Annotated in this window: 28 protein-coding genes, 1 tRNA gene, 1 other RNA gene and 1 pseudogene; 12 read left to right on the forward strand and 19 right to left on the reverse strand. The window is 35.0% G+C overall.

Features of this window, described 5'->3' with window-relative positions:
- Positions 1-45 precede the first annotated feature (45 nt).
- The gene (locus tag QUS22_RS02295; RefSeq protein WP_289513382.1) at positions 46-699 is read left to right on the forward strand and encodes a glutathione S-transferase family protein; all 654 of its coding nucleotides are present in this window, start codon (positions 46-48) and stop codon (positions 697-699) included.
- Between the two features lies 1 nt (position 700).
- On the opposite strand, the gene QUS22_RS02300 is transcribed toward QUS22_RS02295, so the two are convergent.
- Positions 701-1,351, reverse strand: coding sequence for an O-methyltransferase (locus tag QUS22_RS02300; RefSeq protein WP_289513383.1), 651 nt, complete (start codon positions 1,349-1,351; stop codon positions 701-703).
- 245 nt (positions 1,352-1,596) lie between these two features.
- Here QUS22_RS02300 and QUS22_RS02305 point away from each other — a divergent pair, with 245 nt between their 5' ends.
- A complete protein-coding gene (locus tag QUS22_RS02305; protein ID WP_289513384.1) occupies positions 1,597-1,875 on the forward strand; it encodes a DUF2671 domain-containing protein in 279 nt (92 codons plus the stop codon).
- 37 nt (positions 1,876-1,912) lie between these two features.
- Here the strand turns inward: QUS22_RS02305 and QUS22_RS02310 are convergent, their stop codons facing one another.
- The 3 genes from QUS22_RS02310 to ssrS form a co-directional block, all read right to left on the reverse strand.
- Entirely contained in the window at positions 1,913-2,617 is a 705-nt protein-coding gene (locus tag QUS22_RS02310) for a thioredoxin domain-containing protein (protein ID WP_289513385.1), read from the reverse strand.
- A gap of 66 nt (positions 2,618-2,683) precedes the next feature.
- A complete protein-coding gene (locus tag QUS22_RS02315) occupies positions 2,684-3,133 on the reverse strand; it encodes a type II toxin-antitoxin system RatA family toxin (protein WP_289513386.1) in 450 nt (149 codons plus the stop codon).
- Positions 3,134-3,151: 18 nt separating this feature from the next.
- Positions 3,152-3,313: non-coding RNA, 6S RNA (ssrS, locus tag QUS22_RS02320), on the reverse strand.
- A gap of 121 nt (positions 3,314-3,434) precedes the next feature.
- Between ssrS and QUS22_RS02325 the strand changes: the two genes are divergently transcribed.
- Both QUS22_RS02325 and QUS22_RS02330 read left to right on the forward strand, forming a co-directional pair.
- Positions 3,435-4,025, forward strand: a complete 591-nt coding sequence (locus QUS22_RS02325; RefSeq protein WP_289513387.1) for an MlaC/ttg2D family ABC transporter substrate-binding protein — start codon at positions 3,435-3,437, stop codon at positions 4,023-4,025.
- Positions 4,022-5,320, forward strand: coding sequence for a bifunctional folylpolyglutamate synthase/dihydrofolate synthase (locus QUS22_RS02330; protein ID WP_289513388.1), 1,299 nt, complete (start codon positions 4,022-4,024; stop codon positions 5,318-5,320). The genes QUS22_RS02325 and QUS22_RS02330 overlap by 4 nt, the downstream gene beginning before the upstream one ends.
- Positions 5,321-5,971: 651 nt before the next feature.
- Here the strand turns inward: QUS22_RS02330 and QUS22_RS02335 are convergent.
- Complete coding sequence (locus QUS22_RS02335; RefSeq protein WP_289513389.1) at positions 5,972-7,432, reverse strand: hypothetical protein; 1,461 nt, start codon at positions 7,430-7,432, stop codon at positions 5,972-5,974.
- A 398-nt stretch (positions 7,433-7,830) separates the two neighbouring features.
- On the opposite strand from QUS22_RS02335, the gene QUS22_RS02340 reads away from it, so the two are divergent.
- On the forward strand, positions 7,831-8,994 hold the full coding sequence (locus QUS22_RS02340; RefSeq protein ID WP_289513390.1) for an aspartate kinase: 1,164 nt from the start codon (positions 7,831-7,833) through the stop codon (positions 8,992-8,994).
- Between the two features lie 492 nt (positions 8,995-9,486).
- On the opposite strand, the gene QUS22_RS02345 is transcribed toward QUS22_RS02340, so the two are convergent.
- The 6 genes and pseudogenes from QUS22_RS02345 to rsfS form a co-directional block, all read right to left on the reverse strand.
- Complete coding sequence (locus tag QUS22_RS02345) at positions 9,487-9,672, reverse strand: SWIM zinc finger family protein (protein WP_289513391.1); 186 nt, start codon at positions 9,670-9,672, stop codon at positions 9,487-9,489.
- 741 nt (positions 9,673-10,413) lie between these two features.
- Positions 10,414-10,719 carry a group II intron maturase-specific domain-containing protein gene (locus QUS22_RS05495; RefSeq protein WP_353477718.1) on the reverse strand — a complete coding sequence of 102 codons (306 nt, stop codon included), beginning with the start codon at positions 10,717-10,719 and terminating at the stop codon, positions 10,414-10,416.
- A gap of 315 nt (positions 10,720-11,034) precedes the next feature.
- Positions 11,035-11,376 (reverse strand): annotated as a pseudogene (locus tag QUS22_RS02350) (reverse transcriptase domain-containing protein); the annotation flags it as partial.
- A 142-nt stretch (positions 11,377-11,518) separates the two neighbouring features.
- Complete coding sequence (locus QUS22_RS02355; RefSeq protein ID WP_289513519.1) at positions 11,519-11,653, reverse strand: reverse transcriptase N-terminal domain-containing protein; 135 nt, start codon at positions 11,651-11,653, stop codon at positions 11,519-11,521.
- Positions 11,654-12,484: 831 nt separating this feature from the next.
- Positions 12,485-13,735 carry a tyrosine--tRNA ligase gene (gene tyrS, locus QUS22_RS02360; protein WP_289513392.1) on the reverse strand — a complete coding sequence of 417 codons (1,251 nt, stop codon included), beginning with the start codon at positions 13,733-13,735 and terminating at the stop codon, positions 12,485-12,487.
- A 58-nt stretch (positions 13,736-13,793) separates the two neighbouring features.
- A complete protein-coding gene (gene rsfS / locus QUS22_RS02365; RefSeq protein ID WP_289513393.1) occupies positions 13,794-14,120 on the reverse strand; it encodes a ribosome silencing factor in 327 nt (108 codons plus the stop codon).
- A gap of 176 nt (positions 14,121-14,296) precedes the next feature.
- Between rsfS and QUS22_RS02370 the strand changes: the two genes are divergently transcribed.
- From QUS22_RS02370 to QUS22_RS02385, 4 genes are read left to right on the forward strand one after another with little or no spacing between them, the layout of a single operon-like run.
- Positions 14,297-14,500, forward strand: coding sequence for an ATP-binding protein (locus tag QUS22_RS02370; protein ID WP_289513394.1), 204 nt, complete (start codon positions 14,297-14,299; stop codon positions 14,498-14,500).
- Entirely contained in the window at positions 14,464-14,901 is a 438-nt protein-coding gene (locus QUS22_RS02375; protein ID WP_289513395.1) for a hypothetical protein, read from the forward strand. The genes QUS22_RS02370 and QUS22_RS02375 overlap by 37 nt, the downstream gene beginning before the upstream one ends.
- Positions 14,894-15,379 carry an RNA pyrophosphohydrolase gene (locus tag QUS22_RS02380; protein ID WP_289513396.1) on the forward strand — a complete coding sequence of 162 codons (486 nt, stop codon included), beginning with the start codon at positions 14,894-14,896 and terminating at the stop codon, positions 15,377-15,379. Before QUS22_RS02375 ends, QUS22_RS02380 begins: the two co-directional genes overlap by 8 nt.
- Positions 15,380-15,395: 16 nt before the next feature.
- A complete protein-coding gene (locus QUS22_RS02385) occupies positions 15,396-16,172 on the forward strand; it encodes a TatD family hydrolase (RefSeq protein ID WP_289513397.1) in 777 nt (258 codons plus the stop codon).
- Between the two features lie 27 nt (positions 16,173-16,199).
- Here QUS22_RS02385 and mdh read toward each other — a convergent pair whose 3' ends face one another.
- The 6 genes from mdh to QUS22_RS02415 are packed head-to-tail and all read right to left on the reverse strand — an operon-like array spanning position 16,200 to position 19,905.
- A complete protein-coding gene (mdh, locus tag QUS22_RS02390) occupies positions 16,200-17,150 on the reverse strand; it encodes a malate dehydrogenase (protein WP_289513398.1) in 951 nt (316 codons plus the stop codon).
- Positions 17,151-17,153: 3 nt separating this feature from the next.
- Positions 17,154-17,726 (reverse strand): NADH-quinone oxidoreductase subunit C, encoded by a 573-nt coding sequence (locus tag QUS22_RS02395; protein ID WP_289513399.1) that lies wholly within the window; start codon positions 17,724-17,726, stop codon positions 17,154-17,156.
- 1 nt (position 17,727) lies between these two features.
- Positions 17,728-18,234 (reverse strand): NuoB/complex I 20 kDa subunit family protein, encoded by a 507-nt coding sequence (locus QUS22_RS02400; RefSeq protein WP_289513400.1) that lies wholly within the window; start codon positions 18,232-18,234, stop codon positions 17,728-17,730.
- A 3-nt stretch (positions 18,235-18,237) separates the two neighbouring features.
- Positions 18,238-18,591 (reverse strand): NADH-quinone oxidoreductase subunit A, encoded by a 354-nt coding sequence (locus QUS22_RS02405; protein WP_289513401.1) that lies wholly within the window; start codon positions 18,589-18,591, stop codon positions 18,238-18,240.
- 18 nt (positions 18,592-18,609) lie between these two features.
- On the reverse strand, positions 18,610-18,978 hold the full coding sequence (locus QUS22_RS02410) for an HIT domain-containing protein (protein WP_289513402.1): 369 nt from the start codon (positions 18,976-18,978) through the stop codon (positions 18,610-18,612).
- 3 nt (positions 18,979-18,981) lie between these two features.
- Positions 18,982-19,905 (reverse strand): hypothetical protein, encoded by a 924-nt coding sequence (locus QUS22_RS02415; protein WP_289513403.1) that lies wholly within the window; start codon positions 19,903-19,905, stop codon positions 18,982-18,984.
- A 189-nt stretch (positions 19,906-20,094) separates the two neighbouring features.
- Here QUS22_RS02415 and QUS22_RS02420 point away from each other — a divergent pair, with 189 nt between their 5' ends.
- A complete protein-coding gene (locus QUS22_RS02420; RefSeq protein ID WP_289513404.1) occupies positions 20,095-21,603 on the forward strand; it encodes a Mur ligase family protein in 1,509 nt (502 codons plus the stop codon).
- Positions 21,604-21,651: 48 nt separating this feature from the next.
- Complete coding sequence (locus tag QUS22_RS02425) at positions 21,652-22,602, forward strand: complex I NDUFA9 subunit family protein (protein WP_289513405.1); 951 nt, start codon at positions 21,652-21,654, stop codon at positions 22,600-22,602.
- A gap of 8 nt (positions 22,603-22,610) precedes the next feature.
- Here the strand turns inward: QUS22_RS02425 and QUS22_RS02430 are convergent.
- Positions 22,611-22,684, reverse strand: a tRNA-Arg gene (locus tag QUS22_RS02430).
- Positions 22,685-22,848: 164 nt separating this feature from the next.
- On the opposite strand from QUS22_RS02430, the gene rpe reads away from it, so the two are divergent.
- Complete coding sequence (gene rpe / locus QUS22_RS02435) at positions 22,849-23,529, forward strand: ribulose-phosphate 3-epimerase (protein ID WP_289513406.1); 681 nt, start codon at positions 22,849-22,851, stop codon at positions 23,527-23,529.
- A 114-nt stretch (positions 23,530-23,643) separates the two neighbouring features.
- Here rpe and pnp read toward each other — a convergent pair whose 3' ends face one another.
- A complete protein-coding gene (gene pnp / locus QUS22_RS02440; protein ID WP_289513407.1) occupies positions 23,644-25,911 on the reverse strand; it encodes a polyribonucleotide nucleotidyltransferase in 2,268 nt (755 codons plus the stop codon).
- Between the last annotated feature and the right edge of the window lie 7 nt (positions 25,912-25,918).

Raw genomic sequence — 25,918 nt, forward strand, 5'->3', positions numbered from 1 at the left:
TTTATGATTAATTGAGGTTGCATAGATTACTTATAGAAATCAATTATGATTTTATATTATTTCCCTCTTTGTCCATTTTCACGAAAAGTTAGAGCTCTTCTAAAGGAAAAAAAGTTGAGTTGTGATTTAGTATACGAAAACCCGTGGGAGAAGCGGAATGAGTTTATGAAAATTAACCCAACTGGACAGGTACCAGTGCTTATAGATAATAATTTTGTTATAGCAGACAGTAACGCTATTTGTGAATATCTAGAAGAAACTTACAACAACGATATCAAACTGCTGGATTCCTCTACTGTTGTTAAGTCTAAAATACGTGCTTTGATTAACTGGTTTGATAATAAATTTTATAATGAAGTTACTAAGTATATCATAAATGAGAAAGTGATAATTAATCGCAGTCCTGACTCTAGGTATCTTCACGCAGCTCAGCATAACCTGTCTTGTCATGTGGAATATATTGAGTACTTAATTAGCAAAAATATTTGGCTTGCAACCGATAGATTCACTTTGGCTGACATTACTTTAGCATCACATATTTCTGTAATGGACTACGTAAATAGTTTTCCATGGGAAAGGAGTAAAATTTTAAAAGAATGGTATTCTATTGTTAAGTCAAGGCCTTGTTTTCGTGAGATGTTGTTAGAGAGGGTTCTTGGTTTAACTCCTCCTCAGCATTATGCCAACTTTGATTTTTAACTCATGTTAGCTTTAAAGCTACAGTCATCCCTTCATCAGTTGGAATCAATATAGAGTAATATCTTTTTTCGTCTGATAATCTGTAATTGAATCCTCTCATAGCGTACCATGATTCCTCCGATACTTCTTCTGGAGGTGATTCCAAAAATACTGTATTAAACAATAGAGTATTATCTGCAACAATTAGCCCGTCTTGTTTAATGTATAACTCTGCCCAATCTAAATATTGAGGATAGCCGCTCTTATTAGCGTCGATAAATATCATGTCAAATGGCGCTTTCGCTGATAGCTCATTCAACTTTTCCAATGCGTTACCTTCTATTAAAGTAATTTTATTGTTCAAATTAAAAATACTAAAATTTCTTTTTGCTATACTCAAGTGTTCAGGATCGTTTTCTATTGTGTATATATGGCCATACTCAGGTAGAGCTTTTGCCATACAAATTGATGAATAACCGTATAACGTGCCAACTTCAACGATGCTTCTTACTTTATGAATTTTTATAAATAGACTTAACAGCTTTCCTTCTTCAGCGCTAATTTGAATATGTTTCTTTTTTTTAAGAATACAGTACTCCTCTATTTTTTTATATTCCTTTGCAAATAAATCTCTTATGTATGATAATTTCTTACTAGAGTTACTACGTGCCATGTCTCATATTATAGAAAGGTTTAGTTTACATAAAGTTTATAAATGTTAGCTCGAAATAGTAAAAACATTTGTTTTAGGTGGTTATCTTACAGCGTAAAATTTTAAGTGACAAAAATTATTATATGTAATATCATAATTAACTAGTATAATAATTGATCAATTATCATACTAAAATTAGAGGGACTGCTCATAAGCATTTCCCTTTGTTAAAATATAATTTTCATAATCAATGAGAGGGGGGTTATATGTCTTATAATATTACTGGTGGGGTTGAAACGCTAAGCAAAAAATCTAGCAAAGATGAAGGGGTTACATTACTAAATAACCCAGCTTATCGTGAAAAGTATAGGGAACGTTTTGATGAAGCCCAGAGGAAAGTTATGGACATGGTTCAGTTTTATGATGGAACAATAATATTAATAGAGAATAAGATTGCTATGTATTACTACACTTGGCACAGTAAAAAGAGAGAATTTGAGCGTAAAAAACAACAAACAGTGATGAAAAATGATGGCTCAGCATAGGGTCTTTTGTGTGATAAGCTACAGTGGTATTATTTCACTATAGCTTTTTCATATATAGTTTATCTATTACATTAGTAAAGTATTCTAGCGTTCTATACCCCTCGTGTTTAATTTTATTATGCTCTGCATACAATTCACCGTTGTTAAGCTTGATGAAAAATATTGGGGTGGCCATAATACCAAGCTTATTTATTGCCAGTGATTTATCATTTATAATTTTATCAAACACTTCCTTGTTCTTCTTTTCACTGATGCAGTGTTCAAATTTTTCTTTCGTTAAGTTACTTAGCAAAGCAATTTTCTGCAATACAGTTAAATCGCTTAAGTTAGAGTAGCTCCACGAGTCTATTGAATTAAAAACAGCTTTGTTAAAATTAAAATAATCTTCTTCTTTTTCGTAGCAATAGCTCAGCATTGCTGCCTTTAGGCCTCTATAATCTAAAGGAAAATGACGAAATATATATAGCATTTTGCCTGTATCTATATATTTTTTTTTAATTTTAGGAAAAACTTCCTTATGAAAAAGAGAACAGTGGTAACAAGTGAGCGAAGCATATTCTATCATTAGGATTGGCGCTTGGGGGTCTCCTAATAATTTATCATCAGGTAATGGTGATAGTAGTTCTTTTAGTGTTATTTCATCAATTTTTTGAGTGTATTGATTGTTGGACGAGTCCTGCTCAACAACTGCATAAGAATTAAAACTTATAAAAATTAGTAAAAGCAATAGTCTAAAGGTCATTATATCATAAACTCTTAATTTACTAAAGAAGTAACATATTTATACTAATAATGTCAAGATAACTTTTCACTCAGCTAAACTTTCAACTCTATCTTTGAATGCAGCGATTACTTTACTTTGTGTGTATTTATATACTGAATTTAGTAAAGTAGAAAACGAGCTGGATTTAAACTCAAACTCTATACAAAACTCTACCATAGTTTCACTTTCACCTATAGAGATAAATTTCCATTCACTATATAAGTGTTTAAATATTCCATTTGATGATACAGCTTTTATCCAACCTTCATTTGTCTCACTTGGAGAAAGAAAGGTTACTTCTGATGTATATCTTCCTTTAATCCCATGAAAAGCTGCCAGGAGATCCACAACCATTTGGCTATCAATTTTTTCTTTTATATAAACAGCTTTGCACCAAGGAACAAAATCAGGGTATTTCTCAACATCAATTACAACCTGAAATACTTCATTAGGTGAACAGAGAAAAGTATCTTGTTCTTTATATTGGTGGAGCATAAATTTAAACTAACTGGAATGGGATCCGTATCTACCGTTAGCCTTAGTAGATTCCTGAGACCTGAAGTTAAGGTGGGCATCACACACTAATTTCATTGAAATTAATAGAAGCAATTCCCTTGACTAGAAATTATCGCTCGGGAAACTTAACTTAACTCATAACGTATAGAACAGACCCTTATAATTATAACTGTTTACATATGTCATGTCTATAGGTATATTACAGTTAAAGTAAAACTAACTATTATTCAACTTTTATTAAACTTTGCATTTTAAGTATTAAAGTCAATAAATATATATTATGAGTATTACTAAAGTTTTAATCTTTGCTGTTTTTGTTGCACTTTCTTCAAGTGCCTACACTAGTTGTGCAGGTCACAAAATTTTTATGCATGCTATGAAACAACAAGCAGGTAGCGTGTCTGCAAAGGAGAATAAAAAAAATCGAGAATATGTATATAAAAAGCTTCAGGAGATCATTCAAAATAATGTTAACCTCAAAGAAATATCTCGATTCATTATGGGAAAACACTGGGCTTTGATTAATAAGGAAGAAAGAGAAGGCTTCTTAAGAGAGTATGAGATGTATCTTACGCGTTTGTGCGTTAAAATTTTATATAAGTACATGAATAATAGTGAAATGATTATAATGAGCTCGGAAGCGGTTAATGACGAAACTTGCTTGATTAGTACAAGATTTTCTTACGGCAACGAAGAATTTACAAATATTGATTTCAAGGTTACTAAAAATGGCAATTCTTTCTTAATAAGTGATGTTATAATGAATGGGATAAGCATTTCTATTAATCAACGTTCTCAATTCAGCGAGAAAATTGATACATATGGTATAGCGAGTGTTACAAGAGAATTAAAATGTAATAACAATCTATGATATACATGCCTCATTGGCCTAAGCCGCTTGGTAGAAAGCCAAAGGATTTTTCTCTTGAGCGCATAAAAAGTTTCCTAAATATATTAGGAAATCCCGAGAGAAAAATGCCTCCCGCAATTCACATAGCTGGAACTAATGGAAAAGGCTCAACATTGTCATTTATAAGGTACATGCTGCAAGCAGCAGGGTATAAGGTTCACACATACACTTCCCCACATTTAGTAAAGTTTAACGAGAGAATAGTTATTGCAGGCGATTATATCGACGACAATGAATTATATAACTTATTGGAAGAATGCCGTACTGCAATTGCAGATCAGCCAATCACTTTGTTTGAAACTGCAACTGTTGTAGCTTTCTTAGCTTTTGCTCGTCATAAAGCTGATGTCACTTTAATCGAGGTGGGTATGGGTGGAAGGCTCGACGCAACAAATGTTATAGATAATCCAATTTTAACAATCATCACTTCCATTGCACTTGACCATACGGAATATCTTGGCTCTACTGTAGAAACCATAGCAGGTGAAAAGGCCGGGATAATGAAACACAATGTTCCTTGTGTAGTAGCACCACAAGAAAAATCTATAATGAATACGCTAGAGCACTATGCAATAAATAAGAAATCTCCTTTATATAGAGGGGGGCTTGAGTGGAATTGCAAAAAACAGAATAGCAAAATGATTTTTCAATCAGCTATTCAATCAATAGAATTTCCTTTGCTATCTTTAAAGGGCGATCATCAGATAATTAATGCAGGAAACGCCATTGCAGCATGTAGCATTTTGAGTGGAAAGTATGGATTTGATATTGGAGAGGAGGATATCACTTCAGGTTTACAACATACCTACTGGCCTGCACGACTAGAGCTTATAAAAGGGGGCCATTTAATTTCTTTATTACCAAAAGATTGGCAATTATTTTTAGATGGTGCACACAATAATGACGGTGCCAGAGTATTAGCTGCGTGGGTAAAAAATAATTTTGCTGAAGGTATCTATATGATTTTTGGTGTTACTCGTAACAGAAATGTAGAAGAATTTTTGGAACATCTAAAACCATATACCAAGTTATTATGTGCGGTTTGTGTTAAGTCTGAACCTAAAGCAACAAACACAGATTTAATTAGAGAGAGAGCCAATAATATAGGAATAAATGCTACTGAATGTGAATCAATTGGCGATGCCATATTAAACCACATACTAAAAGCTCCTATTCAAAACGTCAAAACCATACTGATTTGTGGTTCATTATTTCTGGCCAGAGATTTTGCTATAGAGAATAGACTTCTTGCATAACAATTCGGCAGTGCGATAACAATGACTCAGGTAGCTGAGAGAAAGGCAAAAATTCTTTGACAAATCTTGCCAGCTCACTTATCACAATAGTGAAGCTATTATTTAACTTCCCAATCTGTGCAGATTAAAAGGACAAGAAAACTTGTATTTGGCGTACTATTGTTTAATTTTTGCACTATGTCCACCGTATATCTTTATAAAATTCTAGGTTTTTACCTATAAAAGCTGGAACGCGCTTATAAAGCATTCAAGACATCACCAACGTCAATTTTAAAATAAAGAGTTAATAATTAGCTACTGCGGGTTTTTTTGTCTTTTCTTTGTTTAGTAAATTTCTTAAATATTTAAGCTAAGGTTAGTTGCAGTTTAAAAGCAGCTAAATTGCAACATTTAAGATTTAAAAAACGCCAATACTGAAAATAGACAGTGACTAGGGCTTTTTTTGCCTTTTTTTCACTTAGTGAATTTCTTAATGTTTATAGTTTAGATTAGTTGGTAAACGTTCAGTGGTGTAGCAAAAAGGCACGTGTTATGTGGGTTTCAATAGTTCTTTTCTTACCTTAATAAAGGACCACATTTTCTGCGTTTTTATTTTAATGGTTATACTTGTTTTGAAAGTTTTCCTGCTACACCACTAAATGGATACTTCTATCATTTTAGAACACAAACACCTTTCTCTATTCCACACTCAATATCCACCAAATTTACCTTAGAGTTAGGGGTTTTAGGTCCCATTCTTAATTGTTCAACTTCTGTATAAGACCCGTAGCCAGAATTGTAACCTGAATTTTTGCTCTCATACTTCTGTTTTATTTCTTTTACACTGAAGCCATCTCTGACCTCAACTTTTTGATCACTAGTCTGTTGCTGATTTATTAGCCTACTAGAGTTTTGTTCATTTATTTTTATTCGCTCTTGCCACTGACTTACTTTATCTTGTACCAGCCCATGATAAATCCTAAAATTAGCTTTTATATCTTTTAGTTTTCTCTCTGCCCTTTTCTCGAAAAGATCTACTTTAGCATAAATAGGCTTCGATAACTGCTCCGGCTCTTTCAGTGTTAGGCTAGCAGCCTTTTTTTGCTCTAAAAGAGCATCTACAGTGCAATAAATAGGTTCTTCTAATATACCAGAATAACCACTATCTTCCAACGATAAACTTTTGGTAGATGCTTTATATAAAGCATCTACATCAGCATAAATAGACTCTTCTGATGTGCTCAAATGACCACTTTCCTGCAATGCTTTATTGACTTTGGAGTCATACACCCCAGCATAAATGGGCTCTCTCGCAAGCAATCTATCATAGCTAGTACCCTCTGCTACATTAGCATAAATAGGCTCTTCTGATATGCTCAAATGACCACTTTCCTGCAATGCTTTACTGACTTTGGAGTCATACACCTCAGCGTAAATGGGCTCTCTCGCAAGCAATGTATCATAGCTAGTACCCTCTGTCTTATAATCAAAAGTTCTAGGAGGTTTCTTAGGTGGTATCATATTATTTACTTCAACATTCATAAACTCCATATTTGTTGGCTTACAATTAAAGGTTCTAGGAGAGTTTTCAGGTGGTATTACATTACTAGCTGAGCTAGACTCACCAAAACATTCTCTTTTCTCGAAAATCTTTAATATATTCTTCTCTTCTTCGTTATTTTTAGATATTGCACCATGTATTATTAATTCACTGAGTACTAAACAGCATTTTTCTTTATATTTTGCAAGAAACTCCTTAGCTTGCTCCGGTGCCTCTTTCTCATAAGCAAGTGCTCTTTTGTATTTATAAATTATACTTCTTACACCATCGCTGCCTATTGCATGAACGCTTGCACCAGCGTTAATAAGTAATACCATTGCACCATAATCAAGATTGTTTACTGCGTATCCTAAGGCACGGTTTAAAACTTGATCATCATTCCTGTTAAATGATGCTTTATTTCTAAAAGGATTAACTCTCGAAAAGAGTTTTTCAAGATTATTTACTAAATAATGAAGGCTTAAAGCTAGTTTCACACCTTTTATGTTATTATTTCCAATAGATCTGATTAAAAATTTACTTACTACGCCCATAATTGCACTCCTATACAAAAACTCATTATCATTTTGCATAATTTTAAACTATGAAGATTGATTTTGCATTAATAGCAGTTTTTTATACTCACTTAACAAGCAATTGACCTGTAAAAGTGATCTTGTTGTTTACCACAAAAACTCATATTTATATAATCAAAGCGAGGAACTTGAGCGAATAATTTCATTATACTTAATATGGAAACAAAAGGCCCTTTCACAACCTCTTAATTTGTCTCTTAAGCCATAACTCCAGACGCTTACATTAGTTGCAATTTAAAAGCAGCTAGTGTTTAGAGTAAAAAAACGCAGAAAAAAGTATAAATACTACAACTGCCTTTTAGTTTAGGTTATGCAAAAGGTCTAATAATTGAGCCTTTTAAAACTTATATCAACTAGTGCTATATTTTTCTCCAAAGGAAAGTTATATTGTAACTATGGATAACGTGATCGTAAAAAAATTTGGTGGGACTTCATTAACTGATTTAAACCGAGTTGCAAATTTGATAAAAAAAGATGTTGAAAAAGGCTGTAATGTAGTTGTTGTCGTTTCCGCTGTCGCAGGATTTACCGACCAAATGGCTTTTCAAGCTAGACAAATTTCAAGTTTAAGTCGCAGACAAGATCTATCAGAATATGATGTTATGCTTTCAGCAGGAGAGCAGATCTCTTGTGGACTACTGGCGATCACCCTACAATCTATCGGAGTAAATGCTAAATCATGGCTTGCCTGGCAGTTACCAATTATAACTGACGATCTTTACTCTGAGTCTAAAATAAAAACGATAGGGATTGATCATCTGAAAAGATCTTTTGCCGAAGGTTACACTGTTGCGATCATTGCCGGCTTTCAGGGTATACATGATGATAGAATCACTACTTTTGGAAGAGGAGGCTCTGATATATCAGCAGTTGCCTTCGCGGTAGTTTTTAACGTCAAGGTTTGCGAGATTTTCACTGATATCGATGGAATATATACAGCTGATCCAAAAATTGTTCCAAGAGCATATAAGCTCAAGTCTATTTCTTATAATGAGATGTTGGAAATGTCGTCATCTGGTGCTAAAATACTGCATAATCGTTCAGTACAACTTGCAATGAAACATAACATTAAAGTACATGTGCTATCCACTTTTAAAGAGGTGGAAGGCACTTCAGTACTACACAAAAAAGATGTATTAGAAAGATATCTAATCACTGGAATAACTTGTAGCACTAATGAAGCGCTTGTAACTTTTACTAACCTTGCAAATACCTTGCGCATTTTAAAAGATATGACAGAGGCAAATATTAAAGTTGATATAATACATGGGTCAAGTCTTGTAATTTCCGAACTTGATATTGATTTAATGAAAGCGCTACTGAATGGGAAGGAAAGTTATGTTATCAACAGTAATGTAGCTAAAATTTCAATAATTGGTATTGGTGTTATGTCTAACACTGAAGTGATGCACTGCACCCTCAAAGTCTTAAGCGAAAAAAAGATAGAAATGCTTGCTATCACGGCGTCTGAAACTAAAATCAGTATAATTGTTCAAAGAGAATGTGCCGAAACCCTTGTTAGAGATTTACATTCCGAATTGATATGCGGCACCAGGTAGCCCTACGTTACCTATAACTACACAAGCGCTTGTTCTTGAATAGGCTTATTCAAGATCTTTTTAGTAAAACAGCAAAAGCTTAACAAGCCGTTACCAAGCCAAAAGTTAGAAATATTAAATTCTTGAGTTCTTTACCAAAAGACGCAATGATTAAACTATGGCTAAGTAACTCAAGTTTATCAAAATGTGTTTGTAGTGAGGCATGCAATTATATGTGATATCCTGAAGTTCAGATTCCAGCACTTAGGCTAGAATCGTGGTTCTATAAACCAGATCCTGTGACAATCAAATTGTGGAATGACATGAGCGGGCTTTATTAGCTATAATTCTTGAGTTTTGAGAATTCGCTTTGAATGAATTGCTCATATTCTTTATCCTCCAGTTCTTCAAAAATCTCTAGATATTGGATATTTAAGCGAACACTTATTAAAGTGGGCTTTTGGCTCGTTTTTTAAGTACAACCTTTCAAGGTGAACTTGTTTATCAGTATGTTCAGAACACACAGATGACCTGTATTTCTTCCCAATCGAGATTGATCAAAGCAAAACCTGTTGCAGCCATATGTTTACACGGACCGTAGTACACAAACGCAGGACAGGAACACCCCCCACTAAGGAGTGGACCATTGCACCTTAACGTTATCCGATATACATATGCCCCATCACTTCTGATTTGCATTGAGATTCATTAATTGAGATTCATTAACAGATATAATCTGTACTTTCCCTTTATTGAAATAATCCCTACCTCTGAAGAGGTAGGGTTCTTTGATAAGACCCTCGATATCTCCATAATATGGCCCCATTTTGTACCTCCTTTGAAGCCTCAATTTTCTAACATATCTTTTTTTCATAAAAATTTATTAACTCATCACAACTTTTATGGCGTTTCTTTCCTGCAGACGCTTTTGTAATGTTGCGTGTTTGATACTCGTTAATTGAGTCTAAGTTGTATAGATGGCGTAGGATACTTTTACCATCTGAAGCAGTTGTTGTTACCTAAGGAGAGAAAGTCACCTCCCCCTCAGCTTCAAAACCGGACTTAACAGTCCCTCGTTATCCGACTTTTCTGTAATTCGGCGCTTGTCACACATACTTCCATGCAATTGGTCATGACAGTGCTCGTGTAATGAGGATAAGCTTTTGATGTTATTATTGAGTCTATTGCAGTCCTGATGATACACATGTGCTAAGTCATCAAATCTAATCCAAAGATGACAATATTACATTCGCCTTGTTGCATCTTCAGTAGTTTTATTACTTATAGCGATTTTCCTGGAATTGTGCTCAAACAACTTTCCCAGTATGGCCAGTCTCAATCATAAGGAAATTTGGTTCCTCTCACTTTGATATGCCATTCACTGGCATGTTCTCCATGTTTTGTAACACGTATTCCGTTACTTGTCATAAATCTCCAATTTTAGTTACCATACCTTTTAAAGTGTTTCCTCTTAATCCAGCATCCTCCTTTGTTTGGGTGTTTACATTTTACCCATCTCCAAAGTTGGGTGTACATGATCATATCCAATGAGTTAAAGGTTTTGCTTGAGACTACCGAAGTGTAGTACTGACACCATCCTCTAACAATTGGATTAAGGTTGTTTATTACAGCTTCTTGCGATTCGCCTCGCATTTTCCTTAACTTATGTTTAATAACCAACGTATACTGTTTAACAGAATTACGACTTGGGTTAACCAATAACTTGTAACCTTTCTTACTTTTCACTGGATATTGTTGTATTGTGAAAACAAGAAAATTGAAACCTGGTTTCTGTCCGTTGGAAAACTTGAGAGTGTGAGAGATCTTTGTTTTTGAAGGTTTTAGCTCTAGTCCGATAGTTTTTAACCAACTTTCGACTAGCTCCTTAGCCTTCAGAATAATCTCATCACTCTAAATGTATGAAACAAAATCATCGGCATAAAAAATAACCCTGAGTGATTGTTGTATCCCACTTTGTGACATTGTACCACATTTTTTCCCCTATACTGTAGAAGCTCCCCTTTGAGATTTTTTTAATATATTGTTCCAAACCATGTAATGCTATACAGGCCAACAGAGGAAGAATAGTTCCTCCTTGAATTGTACCACTTTCAGTTGGTTGGTTGGAAAGTTCCATTTTCCATCACACCTGCTCTTAATCACTTTTTTAATATTTCTCTTAAGGGTTGGAGTAGTATTAAGTTTTTCCAACAGTGCGTGATGTTTTATATTATCGAAACATCCAGAGATATCCGCATCTAAAATAAATGCGGATTTCTTATAAAGCGCATAAAACATGATCTTCATGGGATCATGACAAGATCTATCAGGCCTAAAACCATAAATGTTCGGCTCGAATTTTGTCTCCCATTCGGGTTCTAGCGCCATTTTAACAAGTGTTTGTTTTGCTCGATACGATCATATTAGTGGGAATACCAAGGGGACGATGTTCCGATGGCTTACCAGGTTTTAGAATCCAGATTCGTCTTGATGGTTTTACTTTTTCCTTTAGATCCATAGAATATGCTAATTATATTCTTTCTACTTAGCTAAGGCTAGCTTTCCCATCAATACCTGCAGTCTTTTTCGCTCCATTATCCTGTGCAACTCTCCTAACTGCGAGCGTTCTTGCACTTATCGATTTTAGTAATAATCTCTGAAGTTTATGCATCTTCTTAATATCATTACATTATAGAAGCTTAGTAAATTCTTTTTTGTAACCTAAACGAAGATTTCTCCAGCTTGTGCTAAGGAATTTCATTCCTTTTATACCTAACTTTTTGTTGGCTTATAACATATTCACTATTACTCATAACTTTACTTTCCAAACTATAGTATCCACGTCTGCATATCCTAAGAATTACCTTTAGGCATTAGCTTCTTAGACAACCCCTCCAACATAAATGCATACGGCTAGCTACCCACTTATATTCGGGTAAATATAAGAGCATTCATGTGGTTACTCTGTTCCACGGACTTTGTTTCATGTTAGACCTAGATTCCTACTATTTGCCGGAAGCTGAGAACATCTATAATTAAGAAACGGAAGTCTTTATCCCTCATTCGCTTCATACCTTTTGGTTTATGCGTATTCAACCTCCTTTCACATATCTTTCTTGATGATAATTCTGACATAGATTTCTCTCGTAACCATATCTAACTCCATTTACGGGAATTTGCCATAAGGGTTAACATTACCTGCTTTTGTTTCATGATTGCATCCTAGAGGTTGCCACTCTCTGAAATGTGAGACATACATTATCCCTAATGTCTAGAGAAGATGTAATTTAACCATCACAGAAACCGCAACATCAGATCGCATTCCATTTCGGAAACAACCGATTTCTCCTGCAATTCGACAAGTTCAAATATGTTATATGTGTACTAATAGCTGGCACCGAATAACTCTGCCATTTTTTTCTGCGTGAGCCAAATACCTGAGTCAATCCGCATTTGGAGTTGTATACAATAGTTTTCTGTTTGTATGAAATTTGCTTTCTTACTTCAAAATCTAACCTACCACAACTTTAATATGGCGTTTCTTTCCTGCAGATAATTTTATAAATGTCTGACCTTTAAAGCTCTCAGAATTTATTATATGGTTAACATCGTTTATAACATTATCATTAACTTTGCACCCATTGCCCTGTATTAAACGCCTTGCAGCACCTTTCGAAGGTTCAAAACCGGTATTGCGAAGCAGGTTTACTAAGGATATGCCATTTGCAACTTGTTCTCTTGTTATGGTATAATCAGGGAGTAATGAGTTATCTTCATTTTCAAAAGCAAAGACTGCAGCAGATTGTGCAAGTTCTGTTTCTTTATCACCATGACATATTTTTGTTACCTCTGTCGCTAAAACTTTTTTTGCTTCGTTTATTTCTTGGTCCTTTAAGGATTCTAGTTTTTTAACCTCATCAATTGGCAGATCAGTAAGCAATCTCAAAAAACGCCCTACATCTTGATCGTCAACATTGCGAAAATATTGCCAGTAGTCGTAAGGCTTTAACATATTACCATCAAGCCATACTGCTCCACTTTCGGTTTTGCCCATTTTCACCCCTTGAGCATTCAATAAAAGAGGAGCGGTAAGGCCAAACAACTCAGGTAGATTCAACTTTCTACCAAGTTCAATCCCGTTTACTATATTTCCCCACTGGTCCGACCCCCCAATCTGTAAACGACAGTCATACTTTTTATTCAGTTCAACAAAGTCATAAGCCTGCAATAGCATGTAGTTGAACTCCAGAAAACTTAAGTTTTGTTCTCTATCAAGCCTGATTTTTACACTGTCGAAACTTAGCATGCGATTTACAGAAAAATACGCCCCTATATCACGCAAAAAATCTATGTATTTTATATTATCTAACCAATCTGCGTTATTTACTATCACTGCACCAGTCTTTCTATCATCAAAAGATATCATTTTCTCCAATATCCTCTTTATACAAGAGGTATTTTGCTTGATGTTTTCTATGGACAAGATACTTCTTGCTTTATCTTTATAGGATGGGTCACCAATTTTCGTTGTGCCACCTCCAAGTAAGACCATTGGCTTATACCCAAATTTTTGTAGGTGACGCAGCATCATAATCTGAATTAGGTGACCAGCATGAAGACTTGGTGCTGTGCAATCAAACCCAATGTATGCAACTATGTAATTATTCTGCAATAATAACTGCTCTAATCCTTCAATATTTGTACATTGGTATAGATACCCTCTTTCTTGGATAAAATTTAAAAACTCAGACTTGTATTTCATGATTTGCTTTTACCAATTGGAGTGATTTTAATCTATAAATCTTATAAGTAAAAGAAAGTTAATTCCACAGCTCTTCTATTTTATAATACTTCCTTACTTCTGGCCTGAATATGTGAACCATTACATTTTGAAAATTCACAATCACCCAATTACCTTCATCTATGCCTTCTACATCTATTTTATCGTGTTGCTTGAGGCTTTTTATTACATGCTCGGCTAATGCTTTCACATGGCGGCTCGAATTGCCAGATGCAATAATCATATATTTTGCAATGACAGTTTTATTCTGCACATCAAAAGTGACTATATCGTGACCTTTATTTTGATCTATTATACCTACGATTGTGCTTTTTATTGATTCTGTGTCACCGAATACACCTGTCATCAGCTTAAAATTGTATAACTTATTTATAATTATACACTCAAAATTTCTAAATATGAACTATTTTCGACGTAAATGTTTACTAAAACTAGATAGTTTATGTTTTTGGTGTAATATTGTGTACAATACATGTCCTTTTATGTATAACTTAAAGATGGTTTTCTAATAGTGTGTTTACTATGAACAAGACTCTCATTTACTTAATCGGCTTTCCAGGTAGTGGTAAATTTACTACTGTAAAAGAATTATTTAAGGTTATTGATGCGGTGATAGTAAGCAATAATCTGTTTAATAACATTATATTTAAAATCGTTAGGTTAAAAAACGCTGAAGTTACAGGTGACCTATGGGAAAAATCTTTGCAGTCAGAGAAAATACGTTAGCAATACTAGAGAAACGGTACATAAAATCGAAGCATTACATATTTATAAATGAGCTGGTAGATGATGATCTCTATGACCAAAGATTATACAACTCAGTGGTGAATTTAAGTAAGAAAATGGATGTGGGAATTCTTCCTGTGGTACTACATTGCAATAGTGAAGAACTAGTAAAGCGTGTTCAATCAGAAGAGAGGTACCAGGAAAACAAAATTACTGATTCAGATTTTGCTATGAAGAAAACTAAAGGGAGAAGGCTATTTGTGCCTGAAGGCTCACTTGAAAGTGATAACTCGAACTTGAGTGCAGAAGAAGTTGCAAAAAAAATTGTTGAAAGTATGAAAGGTTGGAAAAAATTAGTTGAAACTTCCGTAAATAACTTAACAAAACGTACTCGTGGTTGAACAGAAAGATAAGTATCGTCCTTGTGTTGGCATAATGCTGCTTAACAAACAAGGACATGTCTTTGTCGGAAAACGCTTTGATAGCGACTTTTACTGGCAGATGCCACAGGGGGGAATTAACGATGGCGAAGAGCTGGAGCAGGCAGCATTGCGTGAGCTATTAGAGGAAGTTGGTACTGATAAAGCAGAAATTGTAGCTAAAAGTAAGGATTGGGTATACTATAACTTACCTGAAAAAGTTATACCAACATGCTGGAATGGGAAATATTCTGGCCAAAAGCAAAGGTGGTTCTTAATGAAATTTTATGGAGAGGATAAGGATATTGATATTAATTATACTGATTATCCAGAGTTCAAAGAGTGGTGTTGGCAAAGTGTGGATGGTTTGGTAGCAAATGTTATACCATTTAAAAAAGAGGTTTATAAAACAGTGGTAGAACAGCTTTCCTCTCAAATAAAAGCATCTATTATTAAGTAAAATTTACGATAAGTTCGTGATAGTAGATTCTCATTGCCATTTGATTTATTTTTCCGACGATGAAATACCAAAAGTAATTTCAAGGGCGGAGCAAAATGGTGTGAAAATTTTGCATAACATATGCTTAAGCATTTGTGATGCTCCTAAATTGTCAAAAATTTCCTCATCCTATGATCAGGTCTACTCTTCTATTGGTGTACATCCACTTGATGCCACTGTAGAAAACGGCGAATTTATACATGTTGATGAATTAGTTGAATTTACCAAGAGCCAAAAGGTAATTAGTATCGGCGAAACCGGGTTAGATTTTTATAAATCTGATAACAAAAGCAACCAGAAAAAAAGTTGTGCATCACACATAGAAGCAGCAAGAATAACCAGGTTGCCCTTAGTCATTCACACTAGAAATGCTGATGATGAAATGATTGATATGTTAAAGTCAGAAATGAAAAACAGCCCTTTTTATGGAGTAATGCACTGCTTTGCTTCCTCTAAAGAACTTGCTTATCAAGCTATAGATTTGGGGCTATATATTTCATTTTCTGGCATCATCACTTTTAAAAATGCGAGCTTACTCAGAGAAATCGCACAAAATGTACCACAAGAGCGTGTTTTAGTCGAAACTGATGCTCCGTATCTATCACCTGAGCCTTACAGAGGAAAAAAAAACGAGCCAGCAATGGTAAAACATGTTGTAGATTGTCTAGCGAAATTATGGAATAAACCACCCGACAAAGTAGAAGAGATAACTACAAGCAACTTTTTTAGGCTGTTTACAAAACTTAAGCTATAAGAAAGCTTTATAAAATCATTAATTTGCTTATAAGCTTAAAGATATCTTTAGCTCTTTCACTGCATTCACAGATTTATCAAACATTTCTTGTTCACTATTATCCATTTTTACTTCCAGGACCTTTTCAATTCCATTTTTTCCAATAACTACAGGAACGCCAATAAACAAATCTTCTACACCGTATTCACCATTAAGATGAGCAGCGCATGTTAATATACGTCTTTCATCACGTAAGTATGACTCTAACATACATATAACTGAAGATGCAGGAGCATAGTATGCAGACCCAGATTGAAGTAAATCAACTATTTCCTTTCCACCATTACGAGTGCGCTTGACTATTTCATCAACTTTTTCTTGTGTAATGAGACCCATATCAATCACTTGGGTCAGTGGAATACCAGCAATCGAAGCACAGCGAATGAGCGGTACCATAGTGTCGCCATGTCCTCCAAGTACAAAAGCAGATACATCCTCAACGGAAATATTTAGTTCTCTTGCAAGAAAATAACGAAAACGAGCAGAATCAAGCACTCCTGCCATTCCAACAATCATGTTAGTTGGAAGGTTTGAAAATTTGTGCACTACTGAAACCATGGCATCCAAAGGGTTAGTAACTACTATTACAAACGCATTTGGAGAATATTTTTTAATATTTTCACCAACTTCTTTCACTACTTTAGCATTAGTTTGCAGGAGGTCATCTCTGCTCATTCCCGATTTTCTAGTAATGCCGGCGGTTATTACAATTGCATCGGAGTTTTTTATATCTTCATACCTATTTGTGCCAGTAATATTGACATTAAATCCATCAATAGGGGATGATTCTGCTATGTCAAGTGCTTTACCTTGTGGTATCCCATTACTAATATCAAGTAAAACAACATCGCTAAGTTTCCTTAGCGCAATCATATGGGCAAGAGCTCCACCAATGTTTCCTGCACCGATCAAAGATATTTTTTTTCTTTGTACTGTCATTTTCTACTCCTTTGTATTTACTTTTGTGGCTTTACCTTCCCAAGGAGACAAGCTGTCAAACATACGGAAATCTTGCGATAAATCTATAGGATTATATACAACCTTTTTTGCCTCTATATCATATCTCACTTCCTCGTAACCAGTAAGAGGAAAATCCTTTAACATTGGATAACCTTCGAATCCATAATCCGTTAGAATCCTACGTAAATCAGGGTGATCAGAGAATTCTATTCCATACATATCAAACACTTCGCGCTCGAACCACGAAGCTGTGCTAAATGTCTTCGCTACACTTGGAGGCATGTCACTTTCATATAACTGGAGCTTTATATGTACCCTAATGTTATGCACAATGCTGAGCAAGTTATATATTAGCTCGAAACGCTTCTCTCTGTTTGGATAGTCAACTCCAAAAATATCAACTAACAATTCAAACCTGCATTTTTCATCATCACGTAGGAAGAGTAAGTGATTTTCAATATTATCTAAAGCTGAATGCATCACAATAGTGCGATCATCTTTCTGAACGCATTCACACTTGGTCTTTTTTTGTATGTACTTTGCAGTTTTATTCATACTATATATTCTGAGCTCGTTTTATTTTATTTTGCAGGCATAGCATCCCATATAACAATGCCTCAGCAGTTGGAGGGCATCCAGGAACATACACATCAACTGGTACAATTCTGTCACAGCCACGGACTACTGAATAAGAGTAATGGTAGTAACCACCCCCATTTGCACAACTTCCCATAGAAATGACGTACTTCGGATCTGCCATTTGATCATAGACTTTACGCAACGCTGCTGCCATTTTATTAGTTAGTGTACCAGCAACAATCATCACATCTGCTTGCCTTGGGCTTGCACGAAACATTATACCATATCTATCAAGATCATAACGACTGGCTGCAGTGTGCATCATCTCCACTGCACAACATGCAAGACCAAATGTCATCGGCCACAATGAACCAGATCTTGCCCAGTTCATTACATAATCTACTAAATTATTAAATTTAGTGACAAGAAACCCTTCTTTCTTATAACGACTCCAATCATCGTTAGATAGAACTTGACCCGTCATAAACTACTCCCATTCTAATGCGCCTTTACACCACTCATAGATGAAGCCTATGGTAAGTACCGCAAGGAATATCATCATAGACCAAAATCCACAATAGCTTATTTTAGATAATGAAACAGCCCAAGGAAAAAGAAAGGCAATTTCTAAGTCAAATATTATAAACAATATTGAAACTAAGTAAAATTTTATGTCAAAATTTTTTCTTGCTCTTGATAAAGGATTAAAACCACACTCATATGTAGAAAGTTTTTCGCTATCAGGTTTATTTACTGCAAGAAACATAGGTAACATACCAAGAGCAAGGGACACTATAATTGATACGCAGATAAAAATTACTATAGTTAAATATTCACTCATTTTATATAGAAAGCAACACTATAAATTTACATGCTTTCCTAACTTTTTACCACCTAAAATATGCACATGAAAATGCGGTACAACTTGTTCTCCATTTTCGCCATAGTTAGTAACTAATCTATATCCTGTTTTTTCTAAATTATATTTATATGTTATCTCTCTTACAGCTTTAAAAAAACTTACTATCTCTTCTGCGGAAGCTTTTAGAATAAAATCATCGTATGAAACGTATTGACCTTTTGGTATAACTAAAATATGAACTGGTGCATCAGGGTACTTATCATAAAACGCCAACACACCCTCATCCTCATATACTTTCTCGCAAGATAACTCACCCCTTAATACTTGAGCAAAGATGTTATTACTATCATAACCTTTATTGCTCATATTTTAAGAGCGACTACCCTTCCCTCTTTCTTCACTTTTTACATTAGGGGTAGATATTGGCCTTATTGCTTCACCAGAAACATTCTCAAGATTCAAGCCCCTCAATCCGGTACTTTGCAACTGCACATTAGTAATAACCTCTTTTTTTTCCTTAACAAAAGGAAATTCGCTAGGATTAGTCATGTTGAAAGATTTTATAAATTCATCTGTACTTGTAACAGCCCCTGGAGATCGCCATTGTAACTTTTCGTTGTTTACAGGCCCTGTAGACTTCATAATTTCTGACGACTGCTTTTGGTTATCATATTCCTTATACAACTTTTCCGCAACACCATGTAGCAATTTTCGATCTGTGTGAATTTTAAATTCACCACCAGTAATCTTTGCCAGGCCTTTAAGATTATGATCAACTTCATCATAAATTTTGTCAATGACAAGCTGTTTTATTGTTTTTTCACCCATGCCTGGGTTATCTTTTTTTGCTTTTTTGATTATAGCTTCAACATCAACTTCAATTACAATTTTGTTTTCTTCTCTAAAGAGAGTTAAATTTGATGGACGATCTTTTGACAAATCTTTTATTTTACCTAATTGTTCTGATGTCAAATAAGGTACATCTCCCGTCAAGGTCCTTGACGCTAAAAAAGTCACCTTCCCTTTCTTTTGTTCTGTTATTTGTACACCAAGATACTTACTAGCTTCTGTGGTTTCTATAGGTGGATCATATCCCTTTTCTTCTTTAGGTACATCTATACTAATAGCTTCCTTTAACGAAACTGTGAAATCATGTTTCATTTCATCTATTGAAGCAAATGGCTTCCTTATAGGGTAAATAAGTGCTTTGGGCAAAAGAAGAAACACCTTGCGTGTAGCTCCCGCACCTTTTTTAACTGCTTCACCTAACTTAGCCCAGATTGAGCCTGCCATACATACCTCCTAAGTATTTTCCACACATTATAGTATACTCTAAAATTAGAGAGTAAAATATATAAACTTCCGTGTCCATTATAAGATGGAATTGCAGAAATTGCAACCATTATTTACACATTGTTTAAAACAAGTAGTACTTTCGTTACTTTTATTGTTCAATTTACTATACAGAATACTCTCTAAATTATGTTCAAATGGAACGCAAATAATATAATCGATGTCACTGGCGGGAGAGAAGAAAGTAGTTTCAATTGGGTGAACAGCTCAAATATTTCAACAGACACAAGAAACACAAAAAAAGGGGATGTATTTATTGCTCTCAAGGGAAGGAATTTTGATGGACATAATTTTCTACATGAGGCCTTTTTAAAAGGGGCAGTAGCTGCGATAGTAAGTGAGAATAAATATAGAAACCTTCCTCTGATTGTTGTCCAGGACACTCTGAAAGCCTTGCACGATATGGCATTATATTACATTAAGAATGTTCTTGTTAATACTAAAATTATTGCAGTTACAGGTAGCGTCGGAAAAACCACTATGAAGGACATGCTGCATACTGTTTTATCGCAATATGGAGTATCTCATGTAAATGAAGGCAACTTAAATAATAATATAGGGTTGCCTTTAACAATTCTAAAAGCTCCAGAAAACTGCCAGTACTTGATTCTTGAAATGGGGATGAATAAAGCTGGTGAAATCAAAGAGTTATCGAAGATTAGCAATCCAGATATTGCAGTTATTACTAATGTAGAACCTGCACATGTTGAGAATTTTTCATCACTATTTGATATTGCACAAGCAAAATTGGAAGTTCTATATGGTATGAAAAATAACGGTACTTTGGTTTTAAACAGAGATAATAGATATTATGAATATCTCTCATCACATGCCTATAGAGATGTAATAAGTTTTGGTAAAGATAAAAATGCTGAAATTCGTTTACTAGATTTAATAAGAAGCGATGAGTCTTCTGTTATTCCAGCATCCAAATGCTGGGATCGGGAAAATTTAATTACGCGTGAGTATATCAGACGATTGTATAATAGAAACTGGAGTCTAGTATCGAGCACTGGAATAACATCAAACCGCGCTGCTAATGGATTAAATTTAAAAATTAAGCTGGGTAATGATCGGATTATAAACTGTAATTTACCTGTGCAAGGTGAACATTTTGCATACTCTGTATTAGCTGTTGCAGCAGTTGCACAATGTCTTGGGCTCGATTTATCAAAGTTACCGTTTGCACTTAAGAACTTTAGTATAGCAAAAGGGAGAGGTAGTGTCCATAAATCTAAATACAACGGAAATAGCATACATTTAATTGATGATTCCTATAACGCTAGTCCTGCTTCAGTGAAAGCTGCAATAAGAACTCTAAGTACATATTCCAATCAGAGGAAAGTGGCACTACTTGGCGATATGCTAGAACTTGGTAATCAAAGCATAATATTTCATAAAAAGTTGCTTGATTCTATAATAGAATACAATGTGGATAAAGTTTATACGGTTGGTAAATTTATGCTAGAATTGCACAAGCTTTTGCCAGGCAATATAAAGGGCACGCATTTTAATGATTCTAATCAATTGAAAAGTAATTTAGCTAATATTGTTCGGAATAATGATGTAGTTTTGGTTAAAGGCTCACGTGGAATAAGAATGGATCTTGTAGTACAGGAACTCATAATAGAATATTAAACAAAACTATTGTATTAGTTTAAGGTTAAGTTATTAGAAGTTTTAATCGTGACAAAACGTGTAGTTGTTTTTGGTGGAACAGGGTTTATAGGAAAACACATCGTGAGACGCTTGGCATTAGCGGGATATTTAATAAGAATATTTACTCGTAGTCGGGAAAAAGCTGCCTGTCTGAAGTTGTGTGGAAATTTAGGGCAAATATCAATACTTAAAGTCGATTTCTTTGATGAAAGGTCGATTCTAGAAAGTATGGCAGGGTGTGATGTAGTTATAAACTTAGTAGGAATATTATATGAGACAAAAAAGCACGATTTCTATACTGTTCATGTTGGAATAGCTGAGAGAATAGCAAGAGCTGCAAAAATGAAAAGTATACCCACGATGATACATTTCTCTGCTATGGGGGTAGAAAACAGTAAGCTATCAAAATATGCTAAAAGTAAATTAGAAGGTGAAAAAGCTGTAACTTCTGCATTCCCAGGAGCAATAATAATTAGGCCCAGTCTTGTATTTGGCAAAGAAGATAATTTCTTTAATAAGTTTGCAAGGTTAGCAACAATTCTTCCTTTTTTGCCGCTAATTGGCAGTGGAACAACTAAATTTCAGCCGATATGCGTAACCGATCTAGCTGAAGTGGTATATCGTATTATCAGCCTTAATAAGCAAGATAAGAAAATTTACAATATAGGTGGACCAAAAGTTTACTCTTTCAGAAGCTTATTAAGGTTTATTTTAAATGTTACTAACAGAAAATGCTTGTTAGTCAATGTATCTTTTCCAATGGCAAAGTTAATAGCTTTCTTCTTAGAGAGTAGAGTCGTTTCTATGTTGCTAAAACCCATAACCTGTAGTACAAGCCCTATACTTACCCGAGATCAGGTAAGAGTTATGATGAGTAGCTCAATCGAAAAGTCAACTGACCTTGAAACAATAAAAATTCGTCCATTATCAATTGAAAATATAGTACCAGGATACTTGAAGGTTTATAAAAAATATTGAGGAAAGAGTGCGCCCGGTAGGATTCGAACCTACGACCCACAGCTTAGAAGGCTGTTGCTCTATCCAACTGAGCTACGGGCGCACAGCATATATACAATGCTTCTTAACACATATAAAGTCAAGGTATTTCATGTAAATAAGATGTTTGTATCGCAACATTGCAGACATGATACTGACCCCTTTCTGACTGAGATGACAAAGTTTTAAAAATAAGCTATTTTTTATTTTTGAGTGGAAAAACAGTTCATGGGTATCAAAGTTGCAACTTCTATACTTTCAGCAGACTTTGCAAAATTAGGAGAAGAGGTAAGAAAAATTAGCGACTTAGGTGTAGATTTTATACACATAGACGTTATGGATGGCAATTTCGTTCCAAATATTACAATCGGTCCGGGTGTTATCTCTGCAATACGTAAATATAGCAACCTTCCTTTTGATGTACACTTAATGGTTAAATCTCCCAGTGACCATATTGAAAGTTTTATAAATGCTGGTGCTGATATTATCACTATACATGCAGAAGCAGAGATACACATTGAGAGACTGATAAGAAAGATAAAGTCATACAAAAACGTAAACGACACAAAAAAAACAGTTCTAGTTGGAGTTTCAATTGTGCCTTCAACTCCTCCAAATGTGCTTGAGTATGTGATACATGATTTAGATACTGTGTTAATTATGACAGTCAACCCTGGATTTGGGGGACAGGAGTTTATTCATTCCCAATTGAGCAAGATATTAGCTGTTAAAAAAATGATACAAGAGCGTGGTCTTAAAACACAAATTTCAGTAGATGGTGGAGTGAGCATCTTAAACGCAGCTGATATAATAAAAGCAGGTGCAGATATTTTAGTTGCTGGATCAGCAATATTTAGAGCTGAAAATATAAAAAAGGCTGTAAACGACCTTAAAAACCTGCCGTTGTAGCCCTATAATCAAACCCACAGTTGTATGAACATCTAGTTGAGTGATAAACCAACCGCTGATGTCACTCTAGTCACTGGGCACTAGAATGACAGGAGGTAATGCAGGAGCTTACTCCTAATAAAAACCTGATGATGAGCCATCATTACCGAATTGTGGCCTGTTATTCCTGTTACTGAAACCAGAACGAGGACGAGAAGGTCTCCTGTAATCAGATTTTCTACTGAACGCATTATTGTAATAATTACCCCTGTCATTTGGACCATCTTTCTTTTCTTCATTGTAGAGCTCACACTCAAAAAATTCGCCTGTTTCCTGATCAACGCGACGCCTTGACAATTTTGGGCATCCACCTTTTTCAAAATCAATTACCAGTGCTTTGAAAATATCACCATGTTTAAGTATGCTTTCAATAGATTCTATATGTTGATTGGCTACTTCACTTATATGCATTTTTCCTTTTCTTCCATTAAGAAATTCAAGCTCTACAATAGATTTATCTATCTTCACAACTTTGACATCAACTATTGCACCTTGCTCTAGTTCTGTTATTGAATCGATCAACATACTTTTTGCAACTTCAGCTTCAGCGCTACTCATGGCAAACACAGAAACTTTGCCATCATCTCCTATTTCAATTTTTGCATTACTTCTTTCACACACATTACGTATATTTTTTCCTTTAGCACCAATAGCTGTAGAAATTTTATCTTTATCTATATAGAACGATATCATTCTTGGTGCATGACTTTTCACGTCATTGCTATGTTCTGAAATCACTGCATTCATTTTTTCTAAGATATGTAATCTCCCAGCTTTTGCTTGTTCTAAAGATTTTTCAACAACTTCGAAACTTATACCAGAAGTTTTCATATCCATTTGCAGTGCCGTTATTCCTTCACTAGTTCCTGCTACTTTAAAGTCCATGTCACCAAGATAATCTTCATCACCTAGTATATCGGAAAGTATTATATATTCCTCTCTATCTTTAATGAGGCCCATAGCAATTCCAGCAACAGGAGCCTTGATTGGTACACCTGTATCCATCAAGGCAAGGGAGGTTCCACAAACCGTTGCCATAGAAGAAGAACCGTCTGATTCCATAATTTCGGATACTACTCTTATTGTGTAAGGAAACTCAGATTTATCAGGTAAAACAGGGTGAATTGCTTTCCATGCAAGCTTGCCATGACCGATTTCCCTTCTTCCTGGTGCACGTATAGCAGAAGCCTCTCCAACAGCAAATGAAGGAAAATTATAATGCAACATGAAATGCTCACGTCTGTCGCCTTCGATGTCATCTACAATTTGTTCATCTTGTGTAGTACCAAGAGCAGTAACAACCAATGCCTGAGTGTTACCTCTTGTAAAGAGAGCAGAACCATGAGTTTTAGATAAAATATCAACTTCAATCTCTATCTGGCGTATTTCATCGTGCTTACGGCCGTCTATCCTTCTACCTTTCTTTCTAATTATTTCACGTACTAAGGATCTTTCAAAGCTCTTTATTGCATATGTAATTAATTTCTCATCTTTCCCAGCTTCCTTAAGAAGGTTCAGTATATTACCTCTAAGAGCTTCCAAAGCTTGCACGCGCTCTTGTTTTACTGTTTGTGAGTATGTTTTTTCAAAATCTTTACTGTGCCTTTCAAGATCTTGCATTATATCTGATACATCAATAGGAGCAAAGCTCTCGGGTTTATTGCCAACTGCATCAGCAAACTCCTTTATAAGCTTAATAACAGGTTGAAGGTGTTCATGAGCAAATTTTATTGCGTTTAAAACATTTTCTTCAGAAAGCTCCTTCACCTCTGATTCAACCATCAAAATTGAATGCTCGTCACCAGATAAAAACAGATCTAGATTGCTTGCTTTCATCTCTTGAGCAGAGGGATTGAGTATGTAGTTATTATTTTCATCACAACCAACTGAAACCCCAGCTATAATAAAGTGAAAGGGAACACCAGAGATTGCAAGAGCTGCAACAGTACCAATCAATGTTGGTGCTTCAGGAGGGTTGACCGTATCATAAGTTAATAAATTGCACACCACACTAACTTCATCGTGGAAACCTTCTGGAAATAGCGGCCTTATACTTCTATCTATTACTCTTGAAATTAAAGTTTCCCTGTCAGATGGTTTACCTTCTCTTTTGAAAAAGCCGCCAGGGATCTTACCCATAGCATAGCTTTTTGCAATAAATTGCACATTTAGAGGTAGGAAATCAACATTTTCTTCCTTCTCTTTACGTACAACAGTTACTAAAATAGAAGTATCACCATAATTTACAATTACTGAGCCATTAGCTTGGCGTGCTATTTTTCCAGTTTCTAAAGATAAGGCACGACCACCCCAATCTATAGATTTTTTTACAATTTTAAACATATTGAAT

The organism is Wolbachia pipientis (genome assembly GCF_030373985.1).
Classification (GTDB): Bacteria; Pseudomonadota; Alphaproteobacteria; order Rickettsiales; family Anaplasmataceae; genus Wolbachia; species Wolbachia pipientis_D.